The organism is Pyxidicoccus sp. M6 (assembly GCF_055568925.1).
Map to the genome: position 1 here is coordinate 9,648,506 of NZ_CM145714.1, position 19,896 is coordinate 9,668,401.

A 19,896-nucleotide genomic window follows, 5' to 3' on the forward strand; every position below is an offset into this window, starting at 1 on the left:
ATCGCTCGCTCCAGGGCGCGGGGACGGAACGCTTCGTCACTCGAGAATGGAGCATGAGACGGGTAAGGACTCTGTTCACGTACGACACAACCCGCCGCGACTCGACAACGGAGGCCTCTTCGACCGCATCAGCAAGGGGCCTGCCCGTCTTCCGGAAGTAGTGGCCGACATCCTCTTTCCCAGGACACCTTGACCATGTTCCTGCTCATCACGGCCTTCACCGTCCTTCTCGCCGCGCCTCCCGACACGGCAGACCCCTGCGATGGGCATCTCCAGGTGCATCGCAGCTGGAGATTCAGCGGGGGCACGACCGTGAAGCCCTCCGCCGATACCGAGTTGGTGGCCATCGACTTCACGATGCGCGACGTCTCCAACTCCCGGCCCTACATCGTCGATTACCTGCCCTACCTGAAGGATGCGAAGGGCAGGCCGATCCGCACGAAACTCCACTGGGTCCGCCTCGACGCGGAAGGAGCCCCGCACAATCGTTATGTCCATCGCTTCTGGAACGACGCCTACGGACGAAAGTCTCACCGGATGGCCATGATTGGCGCCATCCCCAAGGACACCCGGGAGGCAAAGGTGGCGCTTGATGGCGTGTGCACCGTGCCCGTCGCCATCGAGGAGACCGGCCCCGAGTGGCCACAACTCCCCGAGATCAGCGTCCTGCATTGGCGAACCCATGGCGAGACCTCCACCGCGCTGCTCAAGGTCCGCTGGGCGATGGATATGGAGGACATCAGTCCCCTGCTGCGAATCAATGGCAAGGTCTACATGCGGGCCGCCTCGCTGGTCGCCGTCGATGCCAAGGGGCGTCGCTTCGCGAAGGGGACCTTCAACGAGCGGTATTACCTGGCTCGATACCAGACCGACATGGGCGGTGACCACGTGACGTCCGACGAAATCGAGCTCGCGGGGGAGTGGAAACCGCTCCCGCCTCGCCAGCCGGCGAAGCTCTCTATCGAGTTCGACAAGGCCCTGGATGGATTCGAGGACCGCTTCCATTCGCGAGAGGATCCCGAGGCCGCGATGCGATTCGCCCAGGACCCGCGAGAAAAGAAGCGGTAGTCCTGGCGGAGGCGCATCGGACGCCTCGTGACAGCACCGACCTGGTGCGCACCATCCACGGCTTTGACGCGCTTCTGGTGCTCATCGGATCAACGGCGTCGGCAAACCTTTACGTTGGCATCGGTGATGGCGGCGGTGTAGGCGTAGACCGGCGCCTCGTTGCCGTGGGTGAAGCTGTTGCCTCGCCTCCTCCTCTCCTGCTTGAGGGCGCGCGTTCCCTGTGGACGCGTCAGGTCGGTTTGCGCGTCGGGGATTGACGCGTCAGCGGCGGGGCCTGACGTGTCTGGTTGAGGCCCAAAGCTGTCCTGCTTCCAGAATCCGGATCCGTGATTCGGATTGCCCTCTGGGAGTACGGGGCGATGGGTCGTGGAAGACCTCGGAATGATGAGGGTCGGGAAGTAGACGGGGGATGGCTTCGGGATTGCTATGTGCGGCTCTTGTCCCCGGGACCCCATCCCACCCCGGGCGGCGCCGCCCTCATGAACGACCACACCCACACCCCCACTTCGCAGGCACCGGCACGGCGCGTACGTGCCCGCCTGCCTGTCGTAGGCCTGCTGGCACTGCTGTGCGCCGCGCTGGTGGCTCCGGCCGCCTCCGCCGAGCCCGATACCTTCCAGCTCGGCAACGGCACCACTCCGTTGACCGTCGCCGGAGCCAACACCGTCATCAACACCTACACGCGGGTGACGGCGGCGGTGCCGGCGGGGCAGAGCTTCGTCAACGTGCAGTCCTCGACGGGCTTCGCGGTGGGCAACCTGGTGCTGGTGCTCCAGAGCACGGGCTACACGGGCACTGTCACGTCGGGAAACCAGACGGCCCTGGACCTGAACGCGAACGCGGTGGCCCGGTGGCAGTTCGCGCGCGTGCAGTCGCTCACCGCCACGCGGCTGACCTTCACCAACCCGCTCACGGTGGCCTTCGCGGCGAATGTGACGCAGGCGATTCGGGTGCCCGAGTACACCACCGTGACGGTGAACGCGGGGGCCAGCCTCGTCGCCCAGGCCTGGGATGGCACGACGGGCGGCGTGCTCATCTTCCTGGCCAACGGCGCCGTGACGAACAACGGTGCCATCTCGGCGAGCGGAGCGGGATTCCGCGGCGGCTTGTTCCTCAATGGCAACGGTGATGGGTGCACCGGCATCGACCAGGCGTTCCCGGGGGGTACGGCGAAGGGCGAGGGCATCGTTCCGGCGCGCTACAGCACTGCGATCCCTCCGGCGACGGCGGGCACGACGGGCTACGGCAACATCCTCAATGGCGCGGGCGGCGGTATCTGCCACAACTCGGGTGGTGGTGGCGGCAGCAACCACGGTGCGGGCGGCAAGGGTGGCCGTACCTGGAGCGGCGACACGATTCCCTCGCGTGACGTGGGAGGTCGCGGCGGCGTGCAGATGCTCTTCACCCCGCAGGACCACCTGCTCTTCGGCGGCGGTGGTGGCGCGGGCCATAGCAATGACGACGTGGGGGGGGGTGGCGGCGCCGGCGGCGGCATCGTGTTCATCCGTGCCGCGTCGCTGTCGGGCACCGGTACCATTTCGGCGGACGGCGTGGCGGGTGTGAACGCGGCGGCGCCGGGCAACGACGCGGCGGGCGGCGGCGGCGCGGGCGGCACGCTGTACCTGCGCTTCACGGGGACCTTCACGTGCGGCGCCAACACGGTGACGGCGCGCGGTGGCAACGGCGGCAGCACCGAGTTCGACCAGCACGGCACGGGCGGTGGCGGTGGCGGTGGCCGCGGCCTGATTCAGGGAAGCACGGTGGGCTGCACGCCTGTCGTCACGGGCGGCACGCCGGGTACGCAGCCGACGGCCGGCGCTCCGGATGGTCTGACCTACGGCGCCATCGCCGGCAGCGTCGGTCTCGTCACCACGCTGTCGGGTGCCTTCCCGGCGCCGGCCGCGCCCGTGGTGGTGACGCCGGCCAACGGCTCCACGACGGGCGTGCGTCCCGTCATGAGCGGCACGGCTCCGGCGAACTCGACGGTGGTCATCTTCGTCGACGGTGTGGAGTACGCCCGGGTGACGGCGGACGCCGCCGGCAACTGGACGTACACCCCGACGGCCGACCTCGCGGCGGGCGCGCACACCATCAACGCCTACGACGAGGTCCAGGGCGTGGCCAGCGTGCGCAGCAACACCAACACCTTCACGGTGGCGTCGGACACCACGCCGCCGGACACGACGATTGTCAGCGGCCCCGCGGCGGTGACGAACTCCACCAGCGCCACGTTCGACTTCAGCTCGAACGAGAGCCCGGTGACGTACGAGTGCTCGCTCGACGGCGGTGCCTACGTGGCCTGCACGGACCCGCGGACCTTCACGGGCCTGGCGCAGGGCAACCACACGCTGTCGGTGCGCGCGCGGGATGCCGCGGGCAACGTGGACCCGACTCCGGCGACGTATGCCTGGACGGTGGACACCTCCGCTCCGGACACCACCATCGTGAGTGGCCCGGCGGCGGTGACGAATTCCACCTCGGCCACGTTCGACTTCAGCTCCAACGAGAGCCCCGTCACCTACCAGTGCTCGCTGGACGGCGCGGCCTTCGTGGCCTGCACGGACCCGGTGACCTTCACGGGCCTGGCGGATGGCAACCACACCCTCGCGGTGCGCGCGGTGGACGCGGCCGGCAACGTGGATGGTTCTCCGGCGACGCACGCCTGGACGGTGGACACCACGCCTCCGGACACCGTCATCGTGAGCGGCCCGGCGGCCGTGACGAGCGCCACGACGGCCACGTTCGACTTCAGCTCGCCGGACAGCCCGGTGACATATGAGTGCTCGCTGGACGGTGGCGCCTACGCGGCCTGCACCGACCCGGTGACCTTCACGGGGCTGGCCCAGGGCAACCACACGTTGTCGGTCCGCGCGCGGGATGCCGCGGGCAACGTGGACTCGACGCCGGCCACCTACGCGTGGCGCGTGGACACCGCGGCGCCGGACACCACCATCGTGAGTGGCCCGGCCTCGCTGACGAATTCCACCTCGGCCACGTTCGACTTCAGCTCCAACGAGAGCCCCGTGACGTACCAGTGCTCTCTGGACAGCGGGGCCTTCGTGGCCTGCACGGACCCGGTGACCTTCACCGGCCTGTCGCAGGGCAACCACACCCTCGCGGCGCGTGCGGTGGATGCGGCGGGCAACATCGACCCGAGCCCGGCCACCCATTCGTGGACCATCGACACCACGGCGCCGGACACGGCGATTGTCAGCGGCCCCGCCTCGGTGACGAGCTCTACCAGCGCGACGTTCGACTTCAGCTCGCCGGACAGCCCGGTGACGTACGAGTGCTCGCTGGACGGCGCGGCCTATGCGGCGTGCACGGACCCGGTGACCTTCACGGGCCTGGCGGAAGGCAACCACACGCTGTCGGTCCGCGCGCGGGATGCAGCGGGCAACGTGGACCCGACGCCGGCCACCCACGCGTGGCGCGTGGACACCTCGGCTCCGGACACCGTCATCGTGAGCGGCCCGTCCGGCGTGACGGCCTCCACCTCGGCCACGTTCGACTTCAGCTCGCCGGACAGCCCGGTGACATATGAGTGCTCGCTCGACGGCGGTGCCTACGCGGCCTGCACGGACCCGGTGACCTTCACCGGCCTGGCGCAGGGCAACCACACGTTGTCGGTCCGTGCGCGTGATGCGGCGGGCAACGTGGACCCCACGCCCGCTACCCGGTCGTGGACCGTGGACACGGTGCCTCCGGACACCTCGTTCACCAGCACGCCGCCGCTGACGTCGAATTCGTCGGTGGCCAACTTCGACTTCAACTCCAACGAGAGCCCCGTCACCTACGAGTGCCGCCTGGACGGCGCGGCGATCTTCTCCCCGTGCGTGGACCCGCAGACCTTCACGGGCCTGGCGAACGGCAGCCACACGCTCGAGGTTCGCGCGGTGGACAGCGCCGGCAACGCGGACCCGACGCCGGCCACGTACACGTGGACCGTCGACACGGTGGCTCCGGACACGACCATCGTCAGCGGTCCCCCGGGCTCGACGACCTCCACCAGCGCCACGTTCGACTTCAGCTCGAACGAGAGCCCGGTGACGTACCAGTGCTCGCTCGACGGCGCGGCCTTCACGGCGTGCACCGACCCGGTGACCTTCACGGGCCTGGCGGATGGCAACCACACGCTGGCAGTTCGCGCGGTGGATGCGGCCGGCAACGTGGACCCGTCGCCCGCCACGCAGACCTGGACGGTGGACCGCACCGCTCCCACGCGCCCGGTGGTGACGGCTCCGGCGGATGGCTCCGTGGTGCCGACGCAGCAGCCGACGTTCACCGGTACGGCCGAGCCGGGCACGCTGGTGACGGTGGTGGTGGACGGCGTGACGCTGGGCACCGTGACGGCGGATGCCTCGGGCAACTGGAGCTTCCCCAGCCCGGTGGCGCTGGCGCAGGGCCCGCACACGGTGGTCGCCACGTCCACGGACGCGGCGGGCAACGTCAGCCAGCCGAGCAACACGAATGGCTTCATCGTGGACACGGTGCGCCCGGATGCGCCCGTCATCGAGCGTCCCGCCGACGGGGCGACGGTGGCCACGCACCGCCCGACGTACGAGGGCACCTCCGAGCCCAACGCCCAGGTGACGGTCACGGTGGACGGCCGCGTGGTAGGCACCGTCACCGCGGATGGTAACGGCCGCTGGAGCATCGTGGAGACGACGGACCTGACGGACGGCTCGCACACGGTGGACGCCACGGCGACGGATGCCGCGGGCAACATCAGCGAGGCGACGTCGCACGACTTCCTCGTCGACACCTCGGCGCCGGACACGCTCATCGTCTCTGGCCCGCCCTCGCGCACCAACGCGACGTCCGCCACCTTCGACTTCGACCAGGTGAACGGCGGCGTGCGCTACGAGTGCAGCCTGGACGGCGCGGCCTTCACGGCGTGCACGGACCCGGTGACGTTCACGGGCCTCGCCGAGGGCAACCACACGCTGGCCGTGCGCGCCGTCAATGCGGTTGGCACGGCGGACGCTTCCCCGGCCACGCACACGTGGACGGTGGACCTGACGGCGCCGACGCTGCCCACCATCGACTCGCCCGCCAACGGCGCGACGGTGGGCACCGCGACGCCGACGATTACGGGCACCGGTGAGCCGGGCAGCAGCATCTACCTGGACCTGGACGGCGCCACCTACGGCCCGATTCCGGTGAACGCGCAGGGCGACTGGACCTTCACCGTGCCCGTGCCGCTGGCCGAGGGCCCGTACACGGTGACGGCCACCAGCGTGGACGCGGCGGGCAACACGGCCGGTCCGGTGACGAGCAACTTCATCGTGGACCTGGTGGGCCCGAACACGCTCATCGTCTCCGGTCCTCCGGCGCTCACCCGTGAGACGTCCGCCACCTTCGACTTCGACCAGACGGGCGGCGGCGTCTCCTACCAGTGCAGCCTCGACGGCGCGTCCTACGTGCCGTGCACGGACCCGGTGACCTTCACGGGCCTCACCGACGGCGAGCACGTGTTGCTGGTGCGTGCGGTGGACGCGGTGGGCAACGTGGACCCCTCGCCCGCCGAGCACCGGTGGACCGTGGACACCACCGCGCCGGACACGCTCATCGACTCCGGTCCGGACCTTGTGACGAACGCGACGACGGCGACGTTCGACTTCGAGGCCTCCGAGCCGGGCTCCACCTTCGAGTGCAGCGTGGACGGCGCAACCTTCGTGCCGTGCACCGACCCGGACACCTTCGCGGGCTTCGCCGAGGGTGAGCACACGCTGGCGGTGCGCGCGGTGGATGCGGCCGGCAACGTGGACCCGACGCCGGCCACCTATACGTGGACGGTGGACCTGACGGCCCCGGTGGTGCCGGTCATCGTCTCGCCGGCCAACGGCGCGGTGCTGGACAGCGGTGTGGTGACCATCACCGGCACAGCGGATGGCGCCACGTCGGTGACGCTGACGCTGGACGGGACGACGTACGGCCCCATCCCGGTGGATGGCTCGGGCAACTGGACCTTCACGCCTCCGGTGACGTTGGCGGATGGCCCGTACACCATCTCCGTGGTGGCGGTGGACAACGTGGGCAACACGAGCGGCCCGGCGACCTCCACCTTCACGGTGGACACGTCCGCTCCGGACACGGCCATCGACAGCGGCCCGGCGGCGCTGACGCGCGAGACGACGGCGAACTTCACGTTCTCCTCGAACGAGAGCCCGGTGACGTACGAGTGCTCGCTCGACGGCGGGCCCTTCACGCCGTGCCCGGCGCAGGCGAGCTTCGGCCCGCTGGCGGACGGCGACCACACCCTCGCGGTGCGCGCGGTGGACGCGGCGGGCAACGTGGACGCGACGCCGGCCACGCACACGTGGACGGTGGATACGCAGGCGCCGGTGGTGACGCTCACCACGCCCGCCAGTGGCGCGGTGCTGACGAATCCGCAGGTGACGTACTCCGGTACGACGGAGCCGGGCGCCACGGTGACGGTGGTGGTGGACGGCGTCGATGTGGGCACGGCGACGGCGGATGCCGGCGGCAACTGGACGCTGCCGGTGGGCACGGAGCTGGGCGAGGGACCGCACTCGGTCACCGTCACGGCCACGGACCCCGCGGGCAACACCAGCCAGCCCGTGACGCACCCGTTCACGGTGGACGCGCTGCCGCCTGACACGACGTTCACCTCCACGCCTCCCGCGCTGACGAACAGCACGAGCGCCACGTTCGGGTTCGGCTCGGACGAGTCTCCTGTCACCTTCGAGTGCAGCCTGGATGGTGCGGCCTTCACGGCGTGCACCACGCCGCTCACCCTGAGCGGTCTGTCCGAGGGCGAGCACACCCTGCGGGTGCGCGCGCGCGACACGGACGACAACGTGGACCCGACGCCGGCCACGTACACGTGGACGGTGGACACCACGCCGCCGGATACGAGCATCGTCAGCGGTCCGGTGCTGGTGGATGCGCCGACCACGGCCACCTTCGACTTCGACACGGTGGGTGGTGTGTCCTACCAGTGCAGCCTGGACGGCGCGGCCTTCGCGCCGTGCGCAGACCCGAGCACCTTCACGGGCCTGGCCTCGGGCAATCACACGCTGGCGGTGCGCGCGGTGGATGGGGCCGGCAACGTGGACCCGACTCCGGCCAACTACGCCTGGTCCGTGGCGGCCGACACGGACGGCGACGGCCTCACGGATGCCGAGGAGGTCGTGCTCGGCACCGACCCGAACAATCCGGACACGGACGGTGACGGCCTGACGGACGGCATCGAGGTCAACGTCGGTGAGACGGACCCGCTGGACGACGACTCCGACGACGACGGCATCATGGACGGCACGGAGGACGCCGACCACGACGGCATCGTCGACGCCAACGAGACGGACCCGAACAACGCGGACACGGATGGCGATGGCCTGACGGACGGTCTGGAGCTGGGCCTGACGCAGCCGGAGGGCGACGACACCGACCCGGCGCACTTCACGCCGGACGCCGACCCGAGCACCACGACCAACCCGCTCAACCCCGACACAGACGGCGGCAGCGTGCGCGACGGTGTGGAGGACGCCAACCACAACGGCCGCGTGGACTCGGGCGAGACCGACCCGCTGGTGGCCGCGGACGACACGGACTCCGACCGTGACGGCGTGGATGACCGGACCGAAATCGAGCTGGGCACCGACCCGCACGATGCGGACACGGACGACGACGGCGTGCCGGACGGCGTGGACGGCATCACCGACACGGACGGCGACGGCCACATCGACGCGCTGGACCCGGACAGCGACAACGACGGCATTCTCGACGGTACGGAGCGGGGCGTGACGCGGGAGAACGCTCCTGTCGGCACCAACACCTCGTCGCCCAACTTCCGCCCGGATGACGACCCGACCACCACCACCGACCCGAAGAAGGCGGACACGGATGGTGACGGCCTCAAGGACGGCGAGGAGGACGCGGACCACAACGGCCGCGTGGGCACGACGGAGACCGACCCGAACCAGGCGGACACCGACGGTGACGGCCTGGGCGACGGCACCGAGGTGCGTGGCTCCAATGCCACCAACCCGCTCAACCCGGACTCCGACGAGGACGGCCTGAAGGACGGCGCCGAGGACGCCAACCACAACGGTGGCCTCGACAACGGGGAGACGGACCCGAACAACCGCGACACGGACCAGGGTGGTGCCAGCGACGGTGACGAGGTCAACGGCGGTGGCAACCCGCTGGACGGCAACGATGACTTCGTCGTCGTGGGCCGTGGCTGCAGCACGGGCGGGGCGGGCACCTTCGCTCCGCTGGCGCTGCTGCTCCTCGCGCTGCCGCTGCTGGGCCGCCTGCGCCGCGCGGGCCGGCAGTCCGCGCGGGCGCTGGTGGCCGGTGCGGCCGGTGGCGTGGCCCTCACGGGCGCGCTGGTCGCTCCGGCGGCCGAGGCGCAGGTGACGGCGCCGGTGGCGTCGCAGGCCATCGACGTGCAGCAGTACAAGCCGGGCACCGGCGCCTGGGACATCCTCGGCGTGCACAGCGCCCGCGTGCAGAGCCACCTCAACTGGAATGTGGGCCTGTCCCTCAACTACGCGGACAAGCCGCTCAACTTCCTCGACCCGAGGCAGGACAAGTTCATCACCTCCCTGGTGCGCAGCCAGGTGGGCCTGGATCTGATGGGCGCGGTGGGTCTGTTCGACCGCTTCGAGGTGGGCGTGCTGCTGCCGGTGACGCTGCAGGACTCGGAGCCGGCGGGGAACGTAGACCCCTCCCTCGCGCAGGGCGTGGGCTCGGGCGGCATCGGTGATTTGCGCCTGGTGCCCAAGGCGCGGCTGGTGGACCGCGAGGACTTCGGCCTCGCGCTGGTGGTGCCGGTGGTGCTGCCCACGGGTGGTGCCTCGGACTTCCTCGGTGGCTCGGGCGTCGCGGTGCAGCCGCGCCTGGTGGCCGAGTACGGCCAGCGGCTGCGCCTCGCCGCCAACCTGGGCGTGGACCTCCGCAAGCAGCAGCAGCTCCGCAACCTGGTGACGGGCAACGCGCTGGCCTTCGGCCTCGGCGCGGAGCTCCCCTTCACCATGGGCAACCTGCCGCTGGCCGCCGAGGCCACGTTGGTGGGCGCGCTGGGCTTCAAGGAGCAGGACACGGAGGAGCGTCCGCTGGAGCTGCTGGCGGCGCTGAAGTACCGCGCGCTGAGCGGCCTCGCCGCGCACGTGGGCGCAGGGCCGGGCCTCACGCGTGGCTATGGCACGCCGGGCTTTCGCGTGCTCGCGGGCCTGAGCTACAGCCCGCCGCCCTCGCGTGAGCCCGAGCACGTCGCCCCGCCCGCGCCGGTGGACACCGACGGCGACGGCCTGCTGGACCCGCAGGACCGCTGCCCCGTGGAGGCCGAGGACAAGGACGGCTTCGAGGACTCCGACGGCTGCCCCGACCCGGACAATGACCAGGACGGCATCGTCGACGGCTCCGACAAGTGCATCAATGACCCGGAGACGAAGAACGGCCACGAGGACGCGGATGGCTGCCCGGACGAGGAGCCCGCGCCGGTGGACTCGGACGGCGACGGCCTGCTGGACCCGAACGACGCGTGCCCCGCGCAGGCCGAGGACAAGGACGGCTTCCAGGACGCGGACGGCTGCCCCGACCCGGACAACGACCAGGACGGCATCGCCGACATCGCGGACAAGTGCCCGAACGAGGCCGAGGTCATCAACGGCGTGACGGACGAGGATGGCTGCCCGGACAAGGGCAAGGTGAAGGTGCAGGTGGACGGCGAGCGCATCCTCATCCTGGAGAAGGTCTACTTCGCCACGGGCAAGGACGTCATCCTCGCCCGCTCGTTCCCGCTGCTGAAGCAGGTGGCCGCGGTGCTGCGCGCCAACCCGCAGGTGGAGCTCCTCCGTATCGAGGGCCACACCGACGACCAGGGCAACGACGCCAAGAATCTCGACCTGTCCCAGCGCCGCGCCAGCAACGTGCGCAAGTTCCTGGTGAACGAGGGCATCCTCCCCGTGCGCCTGGAGGCGGCGGGCTACGGCGAGACGAAGCCGGTGGACACCAACAAGACGGCGGCGGGCCGCGAGAACAACCGCCGCGTGGAGTTCACCATCCTCCGCGTGGGCAAGGTGGAGGTGGAGCGCGAGGCCCAGTGAAGTACCGGCCGTGACGGCCCGGTGAGCACCACCGGATGATGCGCGAGGGTGGTCCCGGACGAGGCTTCGGGGCCACCCTTCGCGTTTGAGTGTGAAGAGAGCGCCTCGTTCCAGTGCAGAAACTCCCCTGCGCCTGTGAGTCCAAGACGAACACGACCCTCATGGGACAATCCAACTGCCGCTGAGCCAGCACGGCGCGGGCCTCGAGGGAGTGTCTGGATTACCTGCCATTTTGAAACGGATTCAACGCAATCTCAGACATGGCTGAATTGGCGCGAGAGGACCGTCAACGGTACCCGGTGACAGGTGAGCGGCTGTTGCAATCGCCAGCCGGAGTGGAAAAAGCCGGCCCTGTTGCGGCCGTGTCGGCTGCGTCCAGGTGACCGGCTGAGCGCGCACTCCAGGTGCGGTAGCGTCGCGGGTCATGCGCTCCCCCCTCGCGACTGCTCTGTTGCTGCTGCTGTTGACTTCACCGGGATGGGCCGCGGTGCCCACCGGCTTCACGGAGACGGACTACACGTCCAACTCCATTCGCCCGGCCACGGGCATGGCGTGGGCACCGGATGGCTCGGGCCGCCTGTTCATCACCCTCAAGGACGGACCGGTGGTGGTGGTGACGATGAAGAACGGCGCCCCGGAGACGAACCCGGGCGGCAATACCCTGGTGACGCGGGTGTTCGCGACCGAGCCCAACGTCTACACGGCCAGCGAGTGCGGCGTCATCGGCATCGCGTTCGATCCGAACTACGTGGTCAACCGCTACGTCTACCTCTTCGTCACCGTCTCCGCCTCCGAGCAGCAGATCGTCCGCTACACGGACGCCAACGGAGTCGGCACCGCGCGCACGGTGGTGATTCCCCGGCTGCCCACGCGGGGCGCAAACCATGATGGCGGTGGCATCGGCTTCGGACCGGATGGGAAGCTCTACTGGTCCATCGGTGACAACGGCAACCGCACGGGCGTGAATAGCGACCTGACGTCGCTCGCGGCCAAGGTGGGCCGCGCGAACCTGGATGGCACGCCCGCCAACGACAACCCGTACAACGACGGCGTGGGCCCCAACAACGAATTCATCTGGGCGAGCGGCCTGCGCAATCCCTTCACCCTCACCTTCCAGCCGACCACCGGGCTGCTCTGGGTGAATACGGTGGGAGACGGCTACGAGCAGGTCTTCGTCGTGACCCGGCGCGGCCATGCCGGCTACGACGCCTACGAGAACAACCAGCCCGACGGTTACCTCCGGCCGGTCGTCAAGTACCACACCAACGGCAGTGATGAGCGCAACATCACCGCGGCCGGCGCGGTGCGCCGGGGCGGCGTCACCACCTTCACCACCACGGCGAGGCATGGCTTCCGCAAGGGCGAGAAGGTGGACATCTCCGGCGTCGCGCCGGTGACGAGCTTCAACGGCACGTTCTATGTCGCCAGCGTCCTCGACATCCCCAACGCCACCAACTCCACCACCTTCACGGTGGCGCAGCCGGGGCTGCCGGATGCGGACAGCGGCGGTGGGCTCGTGACGACTCAGGCGCTGGGCGGCTCCATCACCGGCGGCACCTTCTACGACGCCACGCTCTTCCCTCCGGAGTATCGCGGCAACTTCTTCTTCGGTGACTTCAACTCCGCGCAGGTGACGCGCGTCACGCTCGCGGGGGACAACACCGTGGCCACGGTGGACGAGTGGGGCACCTCCTTCTCCGCGAACGTGGACATGACCGTGGGGCCGGACGGAGCGCTCTATGCCCTGAGCTACACCGGTGGGGTGCTCACCCGCATCACCCCCACCGCTCCCGGGCAGAAGCTGGTGGTGTCCGGGCTCAACCTGCGCGTGGTGGAGGGCGGGCGCGTCACCTTCACCGTGCGGCTGGCCCAGGCACCCACTGCCCCCGTCACCGTGCAGGTGACGCGCGCCATGGGCGGCTCCGAGGACCTGAGCGTCGCCAGCGAGGCGCAGCTCACCTTCTCCACCACGGACTGGAGCGTGCCGCGCGTGGTGACGCTCGAGGCGGCGGTGGACGCGGACCAGACGCCCGACACCGCCACCTTCACGGTGACGGGAGACGGGCTGGGGCAGGAGTCCGTGGTGGTCACCACCATCGACGACAACTCTCCCCGGTTGGTGCTGTCCACCACCACCGTGTCCATCCCGGAGAACGGCACCGCGACCTTCGGCGTGTCGCTCGACAAGCAGCCCTCCGCAACCGTCACCGTCAACGTGGCGCGCACGCTGGGAGACAGCGACATCACCGTGGAGAGCGGGGCCACGCTGAGCTTCAGCCGCGGCGACTGGAACACGCCGAAGACCGTCACCCTGCGGGCCGCGCCGGATGCGGACAACGTGAGCGGCGGCGCCACCATCACCGTGGCCGCGCCTGGCCTGGATGCGCGAGAGGTGCAGGCCCTCGAGCTGGATGACGAGCCGCTGGCTCCCGTCATCTCCTCCACGCCCATCACCACCGCCGTGGTGGGCGCCCCCTATTCCTACGACGTGCAGGCGAACGCGAGGCCGGCTCCGAAGTACTCGCTGGTGCGCGGGCCGGAGGGCATGAGCATCGACGAGAACACCGGCGTCATCACCTGGACGCCCACGGCGCCGGGCGCGGCGGAGGTGACGGTGCGGGTGAGCAACGGTGTGTCACCGGACGCGGAGCAGTCCTATACCGTCACCGCGACGGTGGATGCGCCGCCGCGCGCCGTCCTCACGCGCCCCACGACGGAGGAGCGCGTATCGGGAACGACGGCGGAGTTCTTCGGAGACTGCGTGGATGACGTGGGCTGCACGCGCGCGGAGTTCTACGTGGACGGCGTGCTGCAATACACAGACACCCGTACGGACAATCACTTCCACTTCGGCGGTGAGCACAACCGCTGGGACACCACCGAGCTGTCGCCGGGCGGGCACCTGGTGCGGTTCGTCGTGGTGGACACCGCGGGGCGGCAGGCCTCGGTCGAGGTGAAGGTGTGCGTCGGCGACGGGAGCTGCGACCTGGCCCAGCCCGACGCCGGGACGGGTGGACCGGACGCCGGGACGAGCCCGCCGCCCCCTCCTCCCGAAGACAGCGGCTGCGACTGCTCGACGGTTCCGGCGGCGCCGCTCGCGTGGCTGGCACTGGCGGCCCTGGCGCTGCGGCGGAGGCGGACGCGCGAGGAGTGAGACGGCTCGCGCGGCGCTGGTAGAAGGCACGAGGAGCGCATACGCGCAGGATGGAGGAGTGAACCGTGGCCTCGAACAACATCGCTCATCCCGGGCTGTCGATCCTCGCTGTGGGCGATGTCTTCGTGGACCGTGACGACCCGGCGACGGCCTTCCACTCCGCCCGCGACGTCCTGCGCTCCGGTGACGTCGTCTTCGGCAACTGCGAGGGCGTCTTCAGCGACGACATCCAGCGTGCCCCCAGCGCCGGCTCGACGCTCACGGCGCCCGCGGCGAACGCCGCCCCCCTGGCCAAGGCGGGCTTCGACATCATGTCATTGGCCAACAACCACAGTCTCGACGCGGGACATGCCGCGCTGCTGTCCATGCGCCGGACACTGGCCGACCTGGACATCGCCACGGTGGGCGCGGGCGCGAATCTCGCGGAGGCCACCGCGCCCGGGTATCTCGAGCACAATGGAACACGGCTGGCCTTTCTGGCTTTCAGCTCCGTGTTTCCCTACGGCTATGAGACGCGCCCGGGTGTCCCCGGCCTGGCTCCCTTCCGTGCACACACCCGATACACTCCCTTGGAACTGAACGCATGGAATCCGGGCATGGCCCCCGTGGTGAGCACCGAGCCGCTGGTCGAGGACCAGAAGGCGTTCATCGACAGCATCACCGAAGCGCGCGCGAAGGCCGACATCGTCGTCGTCAGCTTCCACTGGGGTGACTCCACCCAGCCGTTCTCGCTGACCGACCACGAACGACGGACGGCCAGGCTCGCCATCGACAACGGGGCCGACGTCGTCGTGGGCCACCATCATCACATGCTCCGCGGTGTCGAGTTCCATTCCGGCAAACCCATCTTCTACGGTCTGGGACACTATGTGTTCGACCTGCCGAACCTCGCGGAGCGCGTCGCGAGAGACGGTTACCTGGGCATGGGACGGCCGGAAGAGATGGCGGCATGGGCCCGCAAGTTCGGCGAGTTCATGATTCGCCCGCAGCAGGGCTACCCACTGCTGCCGTTTCACCAGGATGCCAGGCTGACCGGCGCGGCGGTGATCCACATCGCGCCGTCCGGGCACATCTCCGCCGGCTTCCTGCCCGCGATCATCAATCCGGCCAACGAGCCGATACACGTGTCCGCAGACAGCGACGAAGGCAGGCGGGTGGTCGCCTATCTCGAACGCTGCTGCACGAGCGAACAGCTTCCTACAAGGCTGGTCGCCCCTCGGCCCGACTCCGGACTGCCCACCTCGTGCATCGAGTTCGTCTCGACCTCGACCGACTGAGCCGATGCGTGCCCGGAGGTGCTCGGCGAGACGCTCCCGCGTCTCCGCTACGCGTTCCTCGGGCGAGCCCGGAGCGCCTGGAGCAGCCTTCCATCTCGTCGTTCCTCGCGGCCTCGTGCGGACCCGCGGGGGCGACGACGAAGCGCTCTCCCAGAGAACGCTGAGCCCCACCGTTCCATTTATTTCATTCATAAATCATTTATCGCCACTGGCGCGTGTCCGACCCACGTCGAAAGTGATGGGTTTGCGCTGACTCATGCATGGATTTGGCTGTGCGAAAACTACGAGCATTGTGCCGAATCGACAGGAATCCGACTGCGATCATGAATTGATAGGTCGCCAGCGGACGTTGTATATTTTCACTGCGGGTGAAAAATACAGCCCGCAGTCAATGACAGTCCAGCTTGGGTACCCGCGAGCTCCGCGCAAGCCGTCGCGAGGCCGTGGTGCGTCCTTTCAGGGGGAATCTCCATGAAACACAAATCAATTTCTTCCTCGTCATGCTCACGGGGGCCGGCTTGCTCGGCCTCATCGGCGGTTGCAGCCCGACCCTGACCGAAGAGGATGACGTGCACGTCGGTTCGGCCGACTCAGCCCTCACCGCCGAGCAATGCGATTACTTCGATGTCAACGGTAAGGTCCAGATCTGCCACAAGACCAGCTCGACGATTCATCCCTACACGATCGTCCGCGTTAGCGAGCAGGCGTGTGTCAACGCGCACAGCGCTCACAACGGCGACTACGTCACCAGCCTCGACCCGGCCTCGCCGCTCTACGACCCGACGTGCAGCGGCCAGGGCTGCCTGTCCGTGAACGCGCCGCGCGACGCCACGGTCCCCTGTTGCGACGGCCTCACGTGCCAGAGCGGCACCTGCGCCGACGTCAACGAGTGCGCCGCCGGTACCGACAACTGCAACGAAAACGCCACCTGCACCAACACCGTGGGCTCCTTCACCTGCGCCTGCAACGCGGGGTACGAGGGCGACGGCGTGACCTGCACCAACATCGACGAGTGCGCCACAAGCCCCTGCCTGAACGGCGGCACCTGCACCGACGGCGTGGGTAGGGTGAAGGCTCTGGGATTTGGAAGTGCCGGAAGACGAAGGCGGCATCACTCCGCCTCTGGCCGAGGCCGCCAGCGAGGACGAGCTTTCGACGCAGACCGAGCTCCCCAATGCCGCGCGGGCGATTGCTTCTTCGACGCGCCATCCGGACGAAGTGACAACCGTGCCCGGTGGAGGGCCGCATCGCTCGAGTAAACAGACGCCAAGGAAAGATGGGGGCCCTGTTGAGGGGGAGGGAGGATGCAGAGGGGCCGAGGAGGGCCGCTGACGGGGCCGCCCGAGCGATGCTCCCGGCCGGTGGACAGGCCGCTTGAGCCCCCTTGGGGCACACGCCTGCCCAGACCGCGCTCCCATCAGGTGCGTGGCAGGAGCCTGGGCCTGTTGGCTGTCTTGAGCCTCAACACCACGCGGCCTGGGGTGGCCCTCGTGCAGGGGCCAACCTCGCACATGCCGTGGGCAAGCCCAGGTGCTCCAGAATCGCCCGCACCCCGGGGGCCCCTTCACGACGGCATCGACACACTGCCACAAGTCCTCCACCCTTGATTGAGCGCGTGACCGTCACGCTACCGGTTCACCCTCTCAAGGGAGAGAAGTTGCCGGTCGCCCGGTTCATTCGCAGCCGGGACGGTCGGCGCTACGTCGACGTGGAGCATCCTCCCGGACAGTACATGCGACTGCCGCTCGAGTGGACGGACCGCTCCCCACCCCTCGTTCCGCCGAGCGTTGAGGGACGCGCGGTCCGCCTCTCCGTCCCCGCTCTGCTCGAGCTTGCCGGTGCGGTGCAGGTGGTGCTCGGCCGCACCCACGGCCCGTCAGCCACGCCCCTGGCCCAGGGTGGACCTACGTTGACACATGCCAACGTGTCCTTCCCAGAAATCCGGCCCGCCGTGGGCGGCACTGCCCGTGACGGCAAGACAGCAACTGCTCGGCACGTGGGCCGCCTTGCTGCGCAAGGCGCTGCGCGCCGAAACCGTGGACGCGGAGGAAGGCGATGAACGACAAGGTTCGAGCCACGCATCTGGAGCGTCGAGCGGTGGTGTACCTGCGCCAGTCCACGCTCAGGCAGGTCCACGAGCATCGTGAGTCCACGGCCCGTCAGTACGCCCTGCGCCAGCGTGCTCTGGAACTGGGCTGGCCGCCCGAGCGCATTGACCTCATCGATGAAGACATGGGCCAGAGCGGTTCGAGCGCGGAGTGGAGGGCGGGCTTCCAGCGCATGGCCGAGGATGTCGCGCACGGACGCGTCGGCGCCATCTTCTCGCTGGAAGTCTCTCGTCTGGCGCGCTCCTCGGCGGACTGGCACCGGCTGCTGGAGTTGTGCGGCCTGGCCGACGTGCTGCTGGCCGATGAGCAGGCGGTCTACACCCCTGGCGACTACAACGACCGGTTGCTGCTGGGGCTCAAGGGCACCATGAGCGAAGCCGAGCTGTACTGGATGCGGCTGCGTTTGCAGGGCGGCAAGCTGTCCAAGGCCCGACGGGGTGCCCTCCGCCTCTCGTCACCCGTGGGCTATGAGTGGGAGGAGACGACGGGCCGGTTTCGCTTCGACCCCGACGAAGGGGTGCAGCGAGCCGTACGCCTCGTTTTCGAGCGCTTCCGCCTGGAGGGCAGTGCCTACGGTGTGCTGCGCTACTTCATGGGAAACGGGTTGAAGATGCCGGTGCGCCATCCGGGCACGCACCAGGTGCACTGGGGGCCACCGCGCTACACCCTGCTGCTCTCCATGCTCCACAACCCCACCTATACCGGTGCCTACGTCTTCGGGCGCAATGAGAGGCATATGGCGTTGGTGGACGGGCAGGTGCGGCGCCAGCGCAGCGCGCGGCTGCCGCAGGAGGCATGGAAGGTGTGTCTGAAGAACCACCACCCGGCCTACCTCAGCTGGGAGGAATACATGGCCAACCAGAAGAAGCTCGCTACCAACCACCCCAGCTACCAGCAGCCGGACCAGCGCGGTGCTGCCCGCGAGGGGAGCGCTCTGTTGCAGGGGCTGGTGCTATGTGGCCGGTGCGGTCACCGGATGCAGACCTCCTACCGGGATTCCGCGCGTCCGTACTACGAGTGCCGCCGCCTCACCGACAAGGGCAGCTGCTGGACGGTGTCGGCTGCGGGCATTGACGAGGCCGTCGCCCGACTCTTCCTGGAGACGGTGCAGCCGCCGGAGATTGAGCTGGGCCTGGCCGTCACCCGGGAGGTGGAGCGTCAGGCCCAGGAGGTGGAGCGCCAGTGGAGACTCCGGCTGGAGCGCGCGCGTTACGAGGCGCAACTGGCCGAGCGCCGTTACAAGGCGGTGGACCCGGACAACCGCGTGGTGGCCCGCACGCTGGAGCGCGAGTGGAACGAGAAGCTGGGCGAGTCGGAGGCGCTCGAGCGCGAGCACCAGCAGGTGCTGCGGCGCGAGAAGGTAGAGCTCACGAGCCAGGACAGAGCACGCCTGCTCGAGCTGGCCAAGGACTTGTCGTATGTCTGGCACGCGCGGAGCACGACGAATGCGGAGCGCAAGAACCTGCTGCGGATTCTGGTGAGGGAAGTGGTGCTCAGCCCCGTGGACGTCCCGAAGCGCGGAATCCACATCCAACTGCTATGGCAGACCGGGACGTGCAGCGACATCACCATTGCGCGTCGCCCTTCCTACGCGCGGGCCACCTCACCCGAGGTCATCCAACTCATTGGCACGCTGGCCAAAGAGAGGAGTGACAGGGAGGTAGCAGCCGAGCTGAACCGCAGGGGGCTGCTGTCTGGAGTCAAGCGCGCCTGGGACAAGGAGGCGGTGCGCTGGGTACGCAGGCGCTACGGCATACGGCGCCAGCCCGCGGGACGACGGGGGCGGCCACGGCAGCAGGAGCGCCGGGCCGACGGCCTCTACTCCACGCACGGTGTCGCCGCGCTGCTGGGCGTGACTGAACCCGTGGTGCGCTCCTGGGTGGAGAAGGGCTGGCTGCGATGCGTCGAGGGGGGTGGCCCCGGCAGCCCTCGGTGGTTCAGGCTCGACCGCTCGACGCGCAAGCAGCTGAGGGCCACCAGGAGCCGGGGAAATGAACCCAGCGGGCGTAGACCTGCTCAAATAAGTGCGGAGGAGGAGGGGCATTATGCATAGGCCTTCACGTACGCCAGCACTCGCCGCCTGCCGCCACACCTCACGCAGGCGAACACGTCGAAGTCAAACGTCCTCCTGAGCAACTCCGCCCAGTCCACTCGCGGTGTCCTCTCCTTCATCCGCTCCTTCTTGGCCGCTGCCTCAAGCCCCGCGCTCG

The 19,896-nt window shown here is 69.1% G+C and carries 6 protein-coding genes; all 6 read left to right on the forward strand.

The annotated features are described in order from the left end of the window. Positions 1-195 precede the first annotated feature (195 nt). Complete coding sequence (locus ACVTJA_RS37860; RefSeq protein ID WP_465827514.1) at positions 196-1,068, forward strand: hypothetical protein; 873 nt, start codon at positions 196-198, stop codon at positions 1,066-1,068. 479 nt (positions 1,069-1,547) lie between these two features. Next, positions 1,548-11,147, forward strand: coding sequence for an adventurous gliding motility protein AgmC (agmC, locus tag ACVTJA_RS37865; RefSeq protein ID WP_465827516.1), 9,600 nt, complete (start codon positions 1,548-1,550; stop codon positions 11,145-11,147). Between the two features lie 424 nt (positions 11,148-11,571). Then, complete coding sequence (locus tag ACVTJA_RS37870) at positions 11,572-14,301, forward strand: PQQ-dependent sugar dehydrogenase (RefSeq protein ID WP_465827519.1); 2,730 nt, start codon at positions 11,572-11,574, stop codon at positions 14,299-14,301. A 65-nt stretch (positions 14,302-14,366) separates the two neighbouring features. Next, entirely contained in the window at positions 14,367-15,578 is a 1,212-nt protein-coding gene (locus ACVTJA_RS37875) for a CapA family protein (RefSeq protein ID WP_465827522.1), read from the forward strand. A 443-nt stretch (positions 15,579-16,021) separates the two neighbouring features. Next, entirely contained in the window at positions 16,022-16,837 is an 816-nt protein-coding gene (locus tag ACVTJA_RS37880) for a calcium-binding EGF-like domain-containing protein (protein ID WP_465827524.1), read from the forward strand. Positions 16,838-17,633: 796 nt separating this feature from the next. Continuing rightward, a complete protein-coding gene (locus ACVTJA_RS37885) occupies positions 17,634-19,739 on the forward strand; it encodes a recombinase family protein (RefSeq protein ID WP_465825531.1) in 2,106 nt (701 codons plus the stop codon). The last annotated feature ends 157 nt before the right edge of the window (positions 19,740-19,896 follow it).

Bases quoted from the DNA above. Each gene is read 5' to 3' on its own strand.
- ACVTJA_RS37860 (WP_465827514.1), top strand. From the start codon at position 196: ATGTTCCTGCTCATCACGGCCTTCACCGTCCTTCTCGCCGCGCCTCCC.
- agmC (WP_465827516.1), top strand. From the start codon at position 1,548: ATGAACGACCACACCCACACCCCCACTTCGCAGGCACCGGCACGGCGC.
- ACVTJA_RS37885 (WP_465825531.1), top strand. From the start codon at position 17,634: ATGAACGACAAGGTTCGAGCCACGCATCTGGAGCGTCGAGCGGTGGTG.
- ACVTJA_RS37870 (WP_465827519.1), top strand. From the start codon at position 11,572: ATGCGCTCCCCCCTCGCGACTGCTCTGTTGCTGCTGCTGTTGACTTCA.